This is a genomic window from Paenibacillus sp. p3-SID1389, from assembly GCF_025151705.1.
Classification (GTDB): domain Bacteria; phylum Bacillota; class Bacilli; order Paenibacillales; family Paenibacillaceae; genus Fontibacillus; species Fontibacillus phoenicis.
The window spans coordinates 19,615-34,736 of record NZ_JALXVO010000019.1 but is presented as its reverse complement, the minus strand read 5'-3'; the positions used below and the strand labels follow the sequence as shown (position 1 = coordinate 34,736).

Here is a 15,122-nt window from a genome sequence, read left to right as displayed (position 1 = left end):
CTTCATGACATTTCCATAGAAAATGAATTTGTTATCGTTGCCAGCTGTCAAACCAACTGGTTGTTGCCTTCATCATCCGCTCGCTCAGAGAGGATGAATTCGGACGTTGGATCAGTTGATTGCTTTTTAACGCGATATGATCAAAAACACCGCTTCCCAGCAGCAATGCGGTCAAAGTTGCCGCGATTACATAGTGCAGCAGCGGATGACGACTCCAGGTTCTGCGGCTGCTGGTTCGCGCCTTACTCTCCCTTGCATGCGGAAGCTGCTCTATGATCGATTGCCGATAGGCTTCTTCATCCTTTGGTCCCGGAAGCTCGCTTTCCAAGGAGGATAGTGCAGCAGCATAAGCGGTAAAGGCCGCCTCATCCCCTTGCAGCAAGGCTTCCAAGCGCGACTCCGTGTTCGCATCCAGTTCGCCGCATATATAACTGCGCCATAACGCCAAATTCTCTGGGTTTTGTTGGCTCATCCCCAATCCTCCCTTGACCAGTGCTCGCGAATATAGGCCCTTGCCCGGTACAGCTTCGATTCCACCGTTTTCACCGCCACTCCTAACTCTGCGGCGATTTGCTCATGACTTTTGCCTTCCAGGTAAAATTTCGTGACGATCTGGCGATGCCCCGCCGGAAGCGCAGCAATTCTTTGACGGACCTCCACCGTCCGCTCGGCATCGATTAACCCAAACAAGTTGCCTTCATCCGAATCCGTTGCGTGCAGGTCCAGATCCGCCGGGTCCCAATGCTCTTCCTTGCGCCGGTCCCTCTTCCGCTTGATGTCGATCGACTTGTTGACGGCGATCCGGGTCATCCAGGTCTTGAGACCTTGAGAGCGATACTCCGGGAGAGATTTATAGATTTGCAGGAAGGTTTCCTGCGCAGCATCCTCCGCTTCCTTCGCATCATGTAGCACCGAATAGGCTACCCGGTACACATAGGTCCCATATTCCTGGACCAGCCACGGAAAGACGCTGCGATCTCCCTGCTGAAATCTTAGAACAAACGATCTTTCATCAATAACTCTCCCCTCCTCCCAACATATTGACGACGGTTGTCCGCCCTGCCCCTGCACACTATTTGAAAAAACGTTTGAACCCGCAAAAGTGCTACAAACTACCGAAAATGAAATCAATGTCATAAAATATTACATTGAATTTGGATATTTTAAATATTTTAAAACAACTGTCGTGATCAACATAGAAAGTGTAAATGCTTGATATTCATAGGTTTAAGCGTTTTATTCGCCTTTCAACTCGTTTGTCAATATACATGACATCAAACTATAATTTCTCTCAAGTTAACGAATTTTGCGTCAGGTTTAATTACATATCGTTAACTAAAAAAACATCTTGGAGGTTGATGGAATGAAGAAGTGGACATCTCGAAATTTGAAGACCTTATTAGTCACCGGCCTCGCCGTGACCGCACTGCTCCCCAATTTATATCTCTCTCCAGCTTCTGCAGCCGAAACGGTTACAGGTACCGTTACCGCGACCGAAGTTGTAAAGAAGCTGCCGAAAGTACAGGTCATCGCCACCGGCGGCACGCTTGCCGGGCAATCCACGGATGAAACGAGCTTCCAAACCTATCGAGCCGGCTCGCTGCCGATTGCCGATCTGGTAGCCTCCCTCCCAAATAAAGATCAAATCGCTGAAGTTTCTACTTATCAATTCGGTAACTCTGGTTCCAGCGCCTATACGATCGAGCAATTATATGATCTTTCTTTGAAAGTAGATGAAGCACTCAAAACGCAAGATGGGGTAGTGGTTACAACCGGTACGGATACGATGGAAGAAATCGCCTACTTCCTAGATCTGACCGTACGCAGTCCAAAACCGGTCGTTGTCACAGGTTCTATGCGGCCTTGGACAGTGATCGGGACGGATGCTCCAGCCAACCTCTATAATGCGATTAAGTTGGCGGCGAGCGGCAAGACGAAATATTTCGGCACCGTCGTCATGCTGAACGACGAATTCCATGCCGCCCGCGAAGTTACGAAAACGAACTCCTACCGTACCGATACGTTCGTGACTCCGGAAATTGGGGCTCTTGGATATATCGACGAAAAAACAATCCGCGTTTACCGCGCACCATTCCGCGCTCTGAAATCCGCTGCAGATTGGGCAACTCCGTTTGATCTGAGCAAAATCAGCAAAAAGGACTTGGCGAAGGTCGAAATCGCCTACTCCTATCAAGATGCAGGTGCAGGTGCGATCAGCGGATTTGTCGCCAATGGAGCCAAAGGCATCGTTACGGCTGGCACCGGGGCAGGCGGCATCTCGAAGGCCATGACCGAGGAGCGTAAAGCCGCCATCGAGAAAGGCGTCGTGTTCGTTACGACGACCCGGACCGGCTCGGGCAGCAACTATTCCAGCGGTGAAGGTATTATCGCCGGCGACAACCTGAATGCGGCTCATGCCCGAATTCTCCTGCTCTTGTGCTTGTCCTTCTCCAATGACTTCGATACGGTCAAGGATTGGTTCACCACGGTTGGGTACGGCCAAATTGAGCTTCCGGCCAAATAAGTAGGGCTACCTCCATAAAACAAGCTGCGCGTTCACTATGAACACGCTGCTTGTTTTTTCGCCCGATTGACGAGCTTGTGGGGAATCGGTAAGATTTGGGTGGAGGTGTTGATCCAAAATGACTTTACTGCTTACTTTGGGCGGAATCATGATGTTCCTCGCAGTCGCACTCGGTGCCTTCGGCGCCCATGCCCTAAAAAACCGCTTGACCGAGGATCGGCAGAAAACATACCAGACCGGCATCCAATACCATATCGCCCACGGAATCGGGTTAATTCTGCTGGGTCTTACCGCAGCACAGCTCGAGAGCGAAGGTCTAATCGTCCTCGCCGGTTGGCTCCTGCTTGTCGGGATCATTCTGTTCTCCGGCAGTTTGTATGCCTTGAGCTTGACCGGCATCCGCAAGCTGGGCGCCATCACGCCCCTAGGCGGTGTTAGTTTCCTCGCGGGCTGGGTAATCTTTGTCATCGCTGTGATTCAGGGCTAAAAGATCCCCACAAAAAAGAGTGCCCTCTCCTCTTGGAGAAGGCACTCTATTACTTCGCCCTATGATCGCAACCCTCCGCGGAAGCGTTGCGTATAAGCTTTGACGTCCTCCGCTGTACGCACGCGGTTGCGGCTCCATTCCAGCAATATCCGGTCAATGTACCGGAAATGGACCTTTCCGGCGAATACCGCTTCCTTCAGCGCCAAACGGATCAGTTCTTCCGGATAACGGTCCTGGTCCACCCAGCTGGAAATCGTCTCGCATTCCATCGGCGAAAGCGGACGGGCAAATTCTTTTTCGAAGATGACAAATAGATTCCGTTCCGGCTCCTCACGAACTTCAGGATCGGATTTTACCGGCTTGTGGCCGGACGCGGCCGGTTGCTGCGCAGCCAGCCACTCGCCCAACCGCTCGTACATTCCGTGCAAATTATAATGCTCCGAATGGATGCCGGTTGCTTCATCAACCGTCTCGTCGATGCTGATCCAGCCTTCCTTCAATAAACCGCGAATGACCGGGGCAAGCGTTCCGGGTGCCATGTCCATCCGTGATTCCAGCTGTTCAATCGACGGGAAATCGTTACGCTCGATTTGCTGGAAAGCCAGTAGCTGGATCAGCAACATCGCTTCCGTATCGCTTAAACGGAGCTTCCGGTAATGGGCGAGCAGCGGGTAAGGGACGTTCACCATCCCCGCCTCCATCCCAAAAGCCATTCCCTTCGCCCAAGCGTTGTTGCCTTCTTTCATGGCCATAGCAAGCTCACCTTTCACTAGTTGCCTTATGGATACAACCGGTACAGCATCCGCGGGAACGGAATCGTCTCACGTACGTGATCCAGACCGCAGATCCAAGCAACGGTCCGCTCCAATCCGAGGCCGAAGCCGGAATGCGGCACCGAGCCGTATTTACGCAGGTCCAGGTACCATTGGTACGTTTCCGGCGACAGGTTATGCTCCTTGAAGCGTTCCTCCATCAGAACCGGATCGTCGATCCGTTGCGAGCCGCCGATAATTTCCCCATAGCCTTCCGGAGCAATCATATCGGCGCACAGCACGACCTCCGGACGATTCGGATCCGGCTTCATATAGAACGCCTTGATTCCCGCCGGATAATGGGTGATAAATACCGGCTTGTCGTAACGTTCGGCAATCGCCGTTTCATGCGGCGCCCCGAAATCCTCACCCCAAGGAATATCAAAGCCTTGCGAATGCAGGTATTCGATCGCTTCGTCATACGTGATCCGCGGGAACGGCGCTTGGATTGCTTCCAGCTTGGACACGTCGCGGCCTACCGCTTCCAGCTCAGCCCGGCAGTTTTTCAATACCGATTGCACCACATGAGTGATGAAGTTCTCCTGAATCTTCAAGCTTTCCTCATGATCCGTGAAGGCCATTTCCGGCTCGATCATCCAGAACTCGATTAAATGGCGGCGCGTCTTGGATTTCTCAGCACGGAACGTCGGTCCGAAGGAGTACACTTTCCCTAACGCCATCGCAGCAGCTTCCATGTAGAGCTGGCCGCTTTGCGTCAGATAGGCGTCTTCGTCAAAATATTTCGTATGGAACAGGTTCGTGGTTCCTTCCGCTGAAGTTGGCGTGAGGATTGGCGGATCCACCAAAGTAAACCCGTTTTGATCGAAAAACTCTTGCACGGCGCGAATAATTTCAGCCCGAATGACCATAATCGCCCGCTGCTTCGAGGAACGAAGCCACAGATGACGATGGTCCATCAAGAAATCGACCCCGTGTTCTTTAGGCGTAATCGGATAGTTTTCGGTCAATTGGATGATTTCAATGTCGGAAACCGTCATTTCATAACCGGACTTGCTTCGCGGCTCCTCACGAATCACACCCGTTACGTACATCGAGGATTCCTGGGTCAAGCTCTTCGCCTTGTTCCAAGTTTCCTCGGACACTTCGTTCTTTACAACAACGGCTTGGATGTAACCCGTGCCATCCCGAAGCTGCAAAAATTGAATTTTACCGCTGGAGCGTTTGTTATTGAGCCAGCTGCCGATGACGACCTGTTCCCCGACATGCTCATTCACTTGACGAATCACAGTTTTGACCGCCATGCTTATATCTCTCCTCTAACGATAACGATATTTAAAACCCATAGGTTTAAATTCGCCGTATTTTACTTCGATTCCTGCACGATCCGCAGCGTATCGCGAGCAATCATCAGCTCTTCGTTGGTCGGGATGACCAAAACCTCAACCTTGGAGTTCGGAGTCGAGATCCGGCGTGGTTCCCCGGAACGAACCTTGTTCAGTTCTTTGTCCAGCTCAACGCCCAAATAGCTGAGGTTTTCACAGGTTTTCTCGCGGACGATTGCCGAGTTTTCGCCGACGCCGGCCGTAAAGACGATGACGTCAACCCCGTTCATTGCCGCAGCATACGCACCGATGTATTTGCGCAGGCGATATTCGTACATTTCAAAGGCCAGCGTTTCATTGGGTTTGCCGGCTTCCCAGCCGTCTGTAATGTCCCGCATGTCGCTGCTGCTGCCGGAGATGGCGAGCAGACCGCTATGCTTGTTCAGCATCGAGTTCACTTCGCTGATGGACAGCTCTTCCTTATTCATCACAAAGGTAACGACCGTTGGATCCAAGTCACCGCTGCGCGTACCCATCATCAAGCCTTCCAAAGGCGTCAGACCCATGGAGGTATCCACCGATACTCCGCCTTTAACCGCAGTCAAGCTGGCTCCATTCCCGATGTGGCAGGTGATGATCTTCAGCTCTTCGATCGGACGGTTCAAAAATTCCGCTGCCACACGGCTGACATATTGGTGCGAAGTGCCGTGCGCGCCATAACGGCGGATGCGATGCTTCTTGTACAATACCTTCGGAATCGGGTACAAGTACACCTTCTCTTCCATCGTTTGATGGAAGGCCGTATCAAAGGCCACTACGTTTGGAACGCCTGGCATATTCGCCTCAGACGCATTGATCCCCATGATCGCCGGCGGGTTATGAAGCGGCGCCAGATCAAACAAGCGGCGGATTTCAGCTTTAACTTCCGGCGTAACGAGGGCAGAACCTTTAAACGCTTCGCCGCCATGCACGACGCGGTGACCTACCGCTTGAATCTCATCAACCGAGGACAGAACGCCATGCTCTTTGTCGGTCAATTTCTCAAGCACTTTACGGATCGCCGTCGTATGCTCCAGAATTTCACTGACCTCCGTCACTTCTTCTTTACCCGTTGGTTTGTGGGTCAGGATCGAGGAATCCATGCCAATCCGTTCGACCAGGCCTTTGGCCAAAACGGACTCATTCGTCATATCGTACAGCTGATATTTCAAAGAGGAGCTTCCTGCATTAATAACTAGCACTTTCACAGCCGATCACCGTCCTTATCGTATTTAAAGAAGCCTTCGCCCGTTTTAACACCCAAATTGCCGGCGCGGACCATTTTCTTGAGCACGAAGGAAGGACGGTATTTCAGTTCACCAAATTCGCGGAACATCCGTTCCAAAGCGGCCAGCACCGAATCCAGACCAAAGCGGTCGGCCATTTCCAGCGGACCGTATTGGAATTGGTAACCCATGCGCATCGCTTCATCGATTTCTTCTGCGGAAGCAACGCCTTCGCCCAGTACATGCAGCGCTTCATTGATCATAACGCAAATAATCCGGGATGTTACAAAGCCCGGAGATTCGTATACCATGATGCCGCGTTTCTCCACGACCTCTTCAACGAACCGCTTCGTCTCTTCAAACGTCGTATCCGAAGTTTTCAGACCGCGGATGATTTCCACCAGATTGATTTTGGCAACAGGATAAATAAAGTGCATGCCGATGACGCGCTCCGGATATTTCGTTCCGCCGGCAATCTCGGTCAAACTCAGCGTGGATGTATTACTTGCTAAAATAATGTTGCTTGGACAAACTTGGTCCAGTTGCTTGAATACCTCTTTTTTGGCATTCAAATCTTCCGAAATGGTCTCGATCACCATATCGCAGGTACCGAGTTCGGCAAAGTGTGTAACTTTATGAATACGGGATAAGATCAATTTCTTCTCCGCTTTTGTGATCGCCCATTTCTCGAGCTGTTTCTCCAAACTCGTCTCGATCATGTTATATGCATGATCCAATTTATCGGCTGTCTCCTCCACGAGCAACACGTCCAGCCCTTTAGCAGCCAGCATTTCACTGATGCCTTGACCCATTGTGCCGCCGCCGATGACACCAATTCGTTTGTAATTCATGGTCCTCTCGCTCCATCCTTTCATCATCTGTACATAATATGGTTTTCCAGATGTCGAAACATACATCTTTTAACACCCAACATATAATAATATCTTAGCACGAAGAAAAAGTAAAAAAAAATAACCGGCATCATGAATTATGCCGGTAAATGGGCGCTGTCACGAAATTGACAACGAAATTGCTCGCCGGAGAGACGTTCTTCTTTTAACAATATCTCTAAGGATTTGTCGAAAACTGCTGAATGCTGTTCGAGCAACCGCTTTGTTCTGGCGGCAAGATCCTCCAAAATTCGCGTATTTTCGTTCATCAGCACCTCGGTCGTCACCATGTCCATATTCACGATTCCAAGCTCGGTCAGCCCCGACGTCATCATCGTATGCACGATCTTTAACGCCTGCTCGAAATCGTTGCTTGACCCGGTGCTGCGCCCGCCGTAGTAAATTTCTTCTGCGGCTGCCCCGGCCAAGGCGATCATAATTTGACCTTCCAAATACGATTTGGTGTACAAGTACTTCTCGTCCTGCGGATTGTGCCGGACATACCCCAGCGCTCTTCCGCGCGGGCTTAATGCAACCTGACTGACGCTGCCTGGGGCAACAACCTCCGCGGCAATCGCATGGCCCAATTCGTGGATGGCCACGCGGCGCTTCTCCTCCTCGGCGGCCTGCCGGTCGGTCTGCTCACCCATCAGCACTTTATCGATTGCAACCGACAAATGTTCCTGAGTGATTTGATCCACGCCATCCCGCATCGCATAGATCGCCGCTTCATTCATCACACTTTCCAGTTGAGCACCGGAGAAGCCAAACGATTCTTCGGCGATTTTGTCCAAATCAACGTCCTCCCGCAGCGGTTTGTTGGCTGCATGCAGTTCGAGGATATGACGGCGTCCCTTCTTGTCTGGCAAATCAACCTGGATATGCCGGTCAAAACGGCCCGGCCGCAGCAACGCGCTGTCCAGCATCTCCTTGCGGTTGGTCGCCGCGATCAGCAAGATCCGCGGCGTGTCGGACGTATAGATGCCGTCCATTTCCGTTAGCAACTGGTTGAGCGTTTGATCGTATTCACGCTGCTGTCCGCCTTCCCGCTTACCGCCGATCACTTCGATTTCATCAATGAAAATAATCGCGTTTTCTTTGTTTTCCTTAACCGCGCGGGTTCTGGCTTCCTTAAACAGATCACGAATCCGGCTTGCCCCCACGCCGACATACATTTCAACGAATTCACTGCCGGAAGCGGCCACAAACACCGCGTTCGTATAATGCGCCGCCGCTTTGGCCAGCAATGTTTTCCCGGTTCCGGGAGGCCCGGTCAGCAAAATCCCTTTGATCGGCCGGATACCAAACTTGCTGATTTCCTCATGGCGCACCATGAAGTCCAGCGCTTCGCGAAGCTCCTGCTTGGCGCTCTCCTGACCGCCGATCTGCTCGAAGGTTAGCTTCGCCGGCCCGCGCTTTTTGCGTTTCCGTTCCTGGGCAGCTCCAATCGTGATGCCGCCACGTAGTTTGAGCATTGTAAATACTGCGCCGAACAACACGATGGCCGTAACGAGCGGAATCACGTTAACGCCGATCACTGCCAGAAACACGATCAGTACGAGAATAAAGCCAAGCGCGGCTTCAATCATCCATTTACGCATTTGGCCATACCCCCATCCGTTCCGGCGAACGAGGCAAAATGATAAATTTGCTGTATTGTCCGTCCGTTAAGGTGATATACACGTTCTTCTCATCCATCTCTGCCGTAGCTTTCAGCTTGCTGTTTTCTTGCTCCATCTGTTTCAATGCAGCTGTAATTTGTGTATATTGCTTATTTTCCATAGCCTGAGCAACGGTAAACATGGCGTTTTCCCACAGCTGGTCAAGTTCCGGCGAAGAATGATCCTCGATATCCAGCTTCAAAGTTCGGCTACCGATTTGCTTCTCCCCGTTCTTCTCAATTTGACGCACCAGAGCACCAAGATCCGTCCCCGGCTTTAAATTCAGCTTAAGCTCCAGCTCGTCCGCTTTCACGTTCATATCGACATGATTTACTCCATCTACACTCTTCACAATATTCTCCAGCGGACGCTCAATCGCCCACTGCCGATATAGGAACCATCCACCAAATAATACAAGGGCGGAAATAGCAATGCTTGCAGCAATTGGTCCAATACGCAGTTTCACGTGATGCCCCCCTTATCTATATAAACTATCAACTCTGTGATATATATTCCCGTATATCAAAACTACAAATATGAGTATATCACATCGTATATCAAATTTCGAAGAAAAGTGTGAAGATATTTAAAAATGAACGCTAGTAGTTCTACCCCGAAATGCTACTTTTTCTCAAGCCAAAAAATAAAACGGTTCCGCGATTCAGGCTCTTCGCCTAAACAACGAAACCGTTTATTTATGATTGATCCATAGCCCCCCTGTCAGCGGTTCGGCAGGGTGAACACTTCCGGCAAAGCTTCGCCGGTCGTGAAACTGAAAAACCGATAATAATGGTGGTCCTTCTCTTTATAGAACAGCTGCCACACCAATTGGTTATTGTATATGCCTGGCAGCAGCCGAACCACCCGGATCCCCGGCAACGATTGTTTGATGATCTCACGCATTTGGCTCTCGGACTTGCCATCGGACAGCAAGCGTACCTCTGGATCATGTCCTTCCCTTAACCAGACCATCATTTGGCGGCCGGATGCATCCTCCCCTTGCACGACCCAGGTAACTTCATCCCATACCGACTTCCAAACCTTGTCGCCCCGGACGAGATCCGTCTCCTGCTTCGCCTGCTGGATAGCGGCTCTTTCGGCTTTCCACGTATCCTCATGAATGTATAGATAAAACCGGTGGAGACCCAGGAGCACGATCAACAGAATCACGAGGGACAGCAGGATCCATTTCGTTCGCTTCCTCAAGCTACTCTTCCTTTCCCTTCCTAAGCAAGCAGCCTCCTTCAGGAAACCGCGCGCCGCTCATTATCGTGCCAACAGTCCCTCAAACGCCGCTTGCGCCTCGTAGCGGATGCGTTCTTCATCCAGTGTCAGACAAGCACCGTGCTTGACTACCTGCTTACCGTTGACCCAGACATGCTCTACATCTTTGGCGCCAGCGGAATAAACGGTATGGGAGATATAATCCGTTCTCGGCAGGAAATGGGCTTGCTCCGTATTTAAGGCGATGATATCCGCCTTCATGCCAGCAGCCAGCTTGCCTGTATTTTGCAAGAAGACCGATTTCGCGCCGTATTCCGTCCCCATTTTCAGAGCTTCCAGCGCAGGAACCGCCGTTGGATCGCCGGATACGCCTTTATGAATCAGCGCAGCCAAACGAATCTCCTCCAGCATATCCAGGTTATTATTGCTCGCCGGACCGTCAGTACCCAGCGATACAACTACGCCCTTCTTCAGGAGTTCCGGTACGCGGGCGACCCCGCTGGCCAGCTTCAGGTTACTGCCTGGGTTATGCGAGATGGTAACGCCGTGCGCTGCCAAGATGTCGATTTCCTCGTCCGTCAAATGCACAGCGTGGGCAAGCAGGGTCGGGCGGGAGAACATCCCCAGCTTCAGCAAATGTTCTACCGGGCGGACGCCGTAATCGTTAACGTTCTGCTCTACCTCGGCGCGCGTCTCCGACATATGCGTGTGCATCGGCAAATCGAGATCATGGGCAGCTTGCACAAATTTCTCGATAAAGGCTGGCGGGCAGGTGTATGGTGCATGCGGCGACATCATCGTGGTGATGCGGCCTTCTGCCTTGCCGTGCCAGTTCTGAGCAAACGCGATCGCTTCTTTGAGCTTCTGATCTTGCTCTTCCGGGGAGCACAACCCGATGGCCCCGCGCATCAACACGGCGCGAATACCCGATTCCTCCACGACTTTGGCCACTTCGTCCATGTGATCGTACATATCCAGGAACGTCGTCGTCCCGCCCTTGAGCATTTCCAACACAGATAACGCCGTACCGGCATACACATCCGCCGCAGTAAATTTGGCTTCCATCGGCCACATTTTCTCCTGCAGCCAGGTTTGCAGCACCATATCATCCCCATAGCCGCGCAGCAGCGACATCGCCGCATGGCCATGGGTATTGATCAGGCCCGGCAGGAACAACAACCCTTTGCCGTCCAACGTTTCGGCGCCTTCCACGCCTTCCGGGCGCTCTTCGCCAATATAGCTGATCGTATCGCCCTCAACGAGCATATATCCGTGAATTACAGGACGGTCCGCATTTAAGACGGCAAACGTCCCGTTCTTAATTAACCATTTACGACTCATACGTTGCTTGTTTCCTTTCCGTCTTCCAAGTAGTAAGCCAAGCTCAGCAAATCAGTAGTGAAGTCAGCCGCATGGATCCGAACTTCCGGCGGAACCTTCAGAATCGTTGGCGCGAAGTTCAGAATCGCACCGATTCCGGCGGCAACCAGCTCATCCGCTACGCGTTGCGCCTCCGTATCCGGCACGGTGATGATGCCGATGCGGATATTTTTCGCCCGGACGGTTTCCGCCAGCTCTTCGATCGGCTGAATCGTGATGTTGTTGATCTGCTTGCCGATCTTAGCCGGTGAAGCGTCGAACACCGCAACAATCTTCATATTATCCTTCAAATACGCATTATAATTCGAAAGGGCTTGCCCCAGATTCCCGGCACCCACCAGCGCGACGTTAATCTGTTGGTCCAGATTGAGAATTTGTTGAATTTTTTCAATCAAATAAGCGACATCGTAGCCGATCCCCTTCCGGCCAAAATCGCCGAAATAAGCCAAATCCTTACGGATTTGCGCCGGATTGAGATCCAGCTTCTGTCCGAGCTCCTGGGAGGACACCGTTGGCACCTCCCGTCGGCTGAGTTCATTTAAGAAACGCAGGTAAACCGGCAGTCTGCGGACGACAGCGTCCGAAATTTTATCTGACTTCATGCTTGTTCCCCCTATTCTTCAATGCGATCTATGAAGCGGCTTAGGCTTCGGGATTTAACCATTCCGAGATGCGCGGAACCATCTGAGTTAATGGCATATGCTCCATCTTCGGTCCGGGCAAAGAGTATAAGAAATATTTTCCATAATAAGATTCCAGGATCCGGGTATCATAAACGATCACGATGCCGCGGTCCTGCGACGAGCGGACAAGTCGTCCGAATCCTTGCTTAAAGCGGATAACCGCTTGCGGGACGGACAGTTTCATGAATGGATTCTTCTTCTCCCGCTGCAGGCGTTCGCTCTTCGCTTCCATCAGCGGGTGGTTTGGCGGCTGGAACGGCAAGCGTACGATCGCTAAACTGGTCAGCGCCTCGCCAGGAATATCCACCCCTTCCCAAAAGCTGCTTGTCCCGAGCAGCACCGATGCGCTGTTCCCTTGGAACCGTCGGGTCAGCTTGGTGCGGCTGCCGCTGTCCATCCCTTGCCCGATCACCGTGATTCCCTCCGCTGCGAGCAGTTCCTTCAGCGGGTCATACACCTGCCTGAGCATCCGATAGGATGTAAACAGCACCAGCATGCGACCTTGCGTCGCCACCGCGGCATCCGCCAGCGATTGCACCAGCGTATGAATGAAATGGTCATCCCCCACGCTGCCCTTCACACTTGGAAAATCGCGCGGGATCACCAGCAACGCCTGATCGCGGTAGTTAAACGGCGAGGGCAGCATCGCTGTGATCAACCGATCCTCTTCCGCCGCCTCAGTCAAGCCAAGCTGCTCGATCATATATTGGAACGATTTATCCACCGATAAAGTCGCGGACGTCATAACGACACTCTTCTTCCGGTCGAAGAAAAATTGCTTCAATTGAGCGCTGACGTCAATCGGCACCGCATACATCTGGAGCGACCGGCTACGGAAGTTCCCGTTCGCCTCCATCCAATAGACGGTGTCCTCGCTCTCCAACTTCATGAAGAAGCGCAGCGCTTCCCGTTCCCCGGCTAAATCTTTAAACAAGCCGCTGATATCGGTGATCAGGCTCTCCGCTGCATAATCGTCCTGCTCTTCTCGGATTTCGGACAGGAGGCGCTCCCCTTTCCGAAGCACGTCGCCAAGACCTACGTAAATTTGATTTTCGAGCGCGGTCAGCGTCTCCCAATCCTTTGGTTTTCGATTCGGCAACAGCCGGTACACGAATTGCCCGGGATCGCCAGGGGCGGCGTCGCTGCGGTCAGGCATCAAGCTGAACAGCAGCTCGCTGAGCTTGTCCCAGCTCTCCTTCACGTCCACCAGCGTTGGATAGATTCCGTCGATGACTGAGCACCATTCTGAGGCTTTCTCCGCGCCCGACGCTTCAAGCGAGCTGCGAAGGTTGGCCAGCTGCCCCGTCTTGCTGTCTTTAAATAACCGGGTCAGCGTATGCACGACCGTAAAATACTTCATATGAATCCCCAAATGCTTGCCGGCCACATCCTCTAAATGATGCGCTTCATCGATAACCAGCCGCTCGTAACCCGGCAGCAGCTGATGCCCCGCCTGGATGTCCGTAAACAGCTTAGAGTGGTTCGTAATGACCACGTCCGCGACACCGGCTTCGTGTTTTGCGCGATGATAGAAGCATTTGCGGAACCAAGGACAGGATCGGCCTAAGCAGGATTCCGACTCACTGGCCACCGTCTCCCATAAATCACCGCCGCGATTGCCGAGATTCAGCTCTTCGTCATCGCCGCTTTCCGTTTGGGTAAGCCATACGACCATTTGCGCGGCCGTCATCACCTCTTCTTTAGGTGTTGAGAAGTCTTTTCTATTTATTTTATGTTCAAATTTGCGCAAGCACAAATAATGCTGCCTACCTTTAAAAACGGCTGCACGAAACGGAAAAGGCACGACCTCCGTCAACAACGGCACATCGCGCTCCCTAAGCTGCTCCTGCAGGTTGATGGTGTGCGTGCTGACCATGACCTTCTCTTCGTTCTTGACGCTGTGGTAAATGGCCGGCAGCAGATATCCTAAGGATTTGCCCGTTCCCGTTCCAGCTTCAACAAGCAAATGCTTGTCTTCCTCAAAAGCCCGCATGACCTCATTCAGCATCATGTTCTGGGCTTCCCGCTCCTCATACTGCGGCAAACGCTCCCGCAATCGTTCCCGGACCTGCTCCATAAACTGCTCGAAGGTCACGCCCGCCAGCGGATTGCGCTCCGTGCTGTCCCTTGGCGCTTCAATGTCAAGCCAATCTTCAACCTGCAAGGCGAATTGGCGGTAGTATACAAAGCCGTCTTCGCTTGGCAGCGCTTCGCGCTCCTTCTCCTGCACCATGGCATCAAAAAACCACCCGAGATCGCTGTCCTCACCTGCAAACAGATCGGCCAAACGCTGTAAGGTCAGCAGCGGCAGTCGGTCACATTCCTCCAAGCATTTGAGGAAAATCAGCGCCGTCGCCAGCGCGTCACTGTCCGCCTGGTGCGGACGCTCATGCTCCACCTCGAACTCCGCCGCCACCATCCCCAGCTGGTAAGAAGTCAGCGAAGGGAACAGGATTTTCAAGAAATCCATTGTGTCCAGGATCCGTCCGGTGAACGGCAAGTAGCCCGTTTTGTCCAAGGCGCTCTGCAGATAATTAAAATCAAATGCTACGTTGTGCCCAACCAACACGACGTCGTTCAGGAGTGGAACCATCTCCATCATCACTTCGTCCAGCTCCGGCGCATCCTTCACATCCTCATCGGTGATGCCCGTTAACCCCGTAATAAACGGTGGGATCGGAACGCCTGGCTTGACGAAGGAACGATACACCTGAGAAATCGATCGATCCGGCTCTATAATGGCAAGTCCCACTTGAATAATATCATCGGAGGACTGGTTACCCGTCGTTTCAAAATCAAGCACAGCATATTTCATTGCAATTAGTTGTCCCTTCATTCCAGTCTCTTTACAGCATAACAGAAGATAGCCAATTTGAAAATTAATACAAACCATATCTGTAATAAAAATCACAA

The 15,122-nt window shown here is 52.1% G+C and carries 14 protein-coding genes; 2 read left to right on the top strand and 12 right to left on the bottom strand.

Annotated features, from left to right (window positions below; translation table 11 throughout):
- Positions 1 to 31: 31 nt before the first annotated feature.
- Positions 32 to 472, bottom strand: coding sequence for a hypothetical protein (locus tag M3G15_RS10195; RefSeq protein WP_260070807.1), 441 nt, complete (start codon positions 470 to 472; stop codon positions 32 to 34).
- Positions 469 to 933, bottom strand: a complete 465-nt coding sequence (locus M3G15_RS10190; RefSeq protein WP_036645861.1) for an RNA polymerase sigma factor — start codon at positions 931 to 933, stop codon at positions 469 to 471. The genes M3G15_RS10195 and M3G15_RS10190 overlap by 4 nt, the downstream gene beginning before the upstream one ends.
- Positions 934 to 1,363: 430 nt before the next feature.
- Here M3G15_RS10190 and M3G15_RS10185 point away from each other — a divergent pair, with 430 nt between their 5' ends.
- Together M3G15_RS10185 and M3G15_RS10180 are read left to right on the top strand one after the other, a co-directional pair.
- The gene (locus M3G15_RS10185; protein ID WP_260070806.1) at positions 1,364 to 2,524 is read left to right on the top strand and encodes an asparaginase; all 1,161 of its coding nucleotides are present in this window, start codon (positions 1,364 to 1,366) and stop codon (positions 2,522 to 2,524) included.
- Between the two features lie 118 nt (positions 2,525 to 2,642).
- Positions 2,643 to 3,011, top strand: a complete 369-nt coding sequence (locus M3G15_RS10180) for a DUF423 domain-containing protein (protein ID WP_009226963.1) — start codon at positions 2,643 to 2,645, stop codon at positions 3,009 to 3,011.
- A gap of 59 nt (positions 3,012 to 3,070) precedes the next feature.
- On the opposite strand, the gene M3G15_RS10175 is transcribed toward M3G15_RS10180, so the two are convergent.
- From M3G15_RS10175 to dinG, 10 genes are all read right to left on the bottom strand, one after another.
- Complete coding sequence (locus M3G15_RS10175; protein WP_009226964.1) at positions 3,071 to 3,763, bottom strand: DnaD domain-containing protein; 693 nt, start codon at positions 3,761 to 3,763, stop codon at positions 3,071 to 3,073.
- Between the two features lie 26 nt (positions 3,764 to 3,789).
- Positions 3,790 to 5,085 (bottom strand): asparagine--tRNA ligase, encoded by a 1,296-nt coding sequence (gene asnS / locus M3G15_RS10170; protein WP_009226965.1) that lies wholly within the window; start codon positions 5,083 to 5,085, stop codon positions 3,790 to 3,792.
- Positions 5,086 to 5,147: 62 nt separating this feature from the next.
- Positions 5,148 to 6,353: an acetate/propionate family kinase gene (locus M3G15_RS10165; RefSeq protein WP_009226966.1), complete on the bottom strand. Its 1,206-nt coding sequence runs from the start codon at positions 6,351 to 6,353 to the stop codon at positions 5,148 to 5,150.
- Complete coding sequence (locus M3G15_RS10160; RefSeq protein WP_260070805.1) at positions 6,350 to 7,222, bottom strand: 3-hydroxyacyl-CoA dehydrogenase family protein; 873 nt, start codon at positions 7,220 to 7,222, stop codon at positions 6,350 to 6,352. Before M3G15_RS10160 ends, M3G15_RS10165 begins: the two co-directional genes overlap by 4 nt.
- 137 nt (positions 7,223 to 7,359) lie before the next feature.
- Complete coding sequence (locus M3G15_RS10155) at positions 7,360 to 8,862, bottom strand: AAA family ATPase (RefSeq protein WP_260070804.1); 1,503 nt, start codon at positions 8,860 to 8,862, stop codon at positions 7,360 to 7,362.
- A complete protein-coding gene (locus M3G15_RS10150; RefSeq protein WP_009226969.1) occupies positions 8,855 to 9,388 on the bottom strand; it encodes a hypothetical protein in 534 nt (177 codons plus the stop codon). Before M3G15_RS10150 ends, M3G15_RS10155 begins: the two co-directional genes overlap by 8 nt.
- A gap of 254 nt (positions 9,389 to 9,642) precedes the next feature.
- The gene (locus M3G15_RS10145) at positions 9,643 to 10,128 is read right to left on the bottom strand and encodes a cell wall elongation regulator TseB-like domain-containing protein (protein WP_009226970.1); all 486 of its coding nucleotides are present in this window, start codon (positions 10,126 to 10,128) and stop codon (positions 9,643 to 9,645) included.
- A gap of 60 nt (positions 10,129 to 10,188) precedes the next feature.
- Positions 10,189 to 11,487, bottom strand: a complete 1,299-nt coding sequence (locus M3G15_RS10140) for an amidohydrolase (RefSeq protein ID WP_260070803.1) — start codon at positions 11,485 to 11,487, stop codon at positions 10,189 to 10,191.
- The gene (locus M3G15_RS10135) at positions 11,484 to 12,128 is read right to left on the bottom strand and encodes a redox-sensing transcriptional repressor Rex (RefSeq protein WP_009226972.1); all 645 of its coding nucleotides are present in this window, start codon (positions 12,126 to 12,128) and stop codon (positions 11,484 to 11,486) included. The genes M3G15_RS10140 and M3G15_RS10135 overlap by 4 nt, the downstream gene beginning before the upstream one ends.
- Before the next feature lie 40 nt (positions 12,129 to 12,168).
- On the bottom strand, positions 12,169 to 15,024 hold the full coding sequence (gene dinG, locus M3G15_RS10130) for an ATP-dependent DNA helicase DinG (protein WP_260070837.1): 2,856 nt from the start codon (positions 15,022 to 15,024) through the stop codon (positions 12,169 to 12,171).
- Positions 15,025 to 15,122 lie beyond the last annotated feature (98 nt).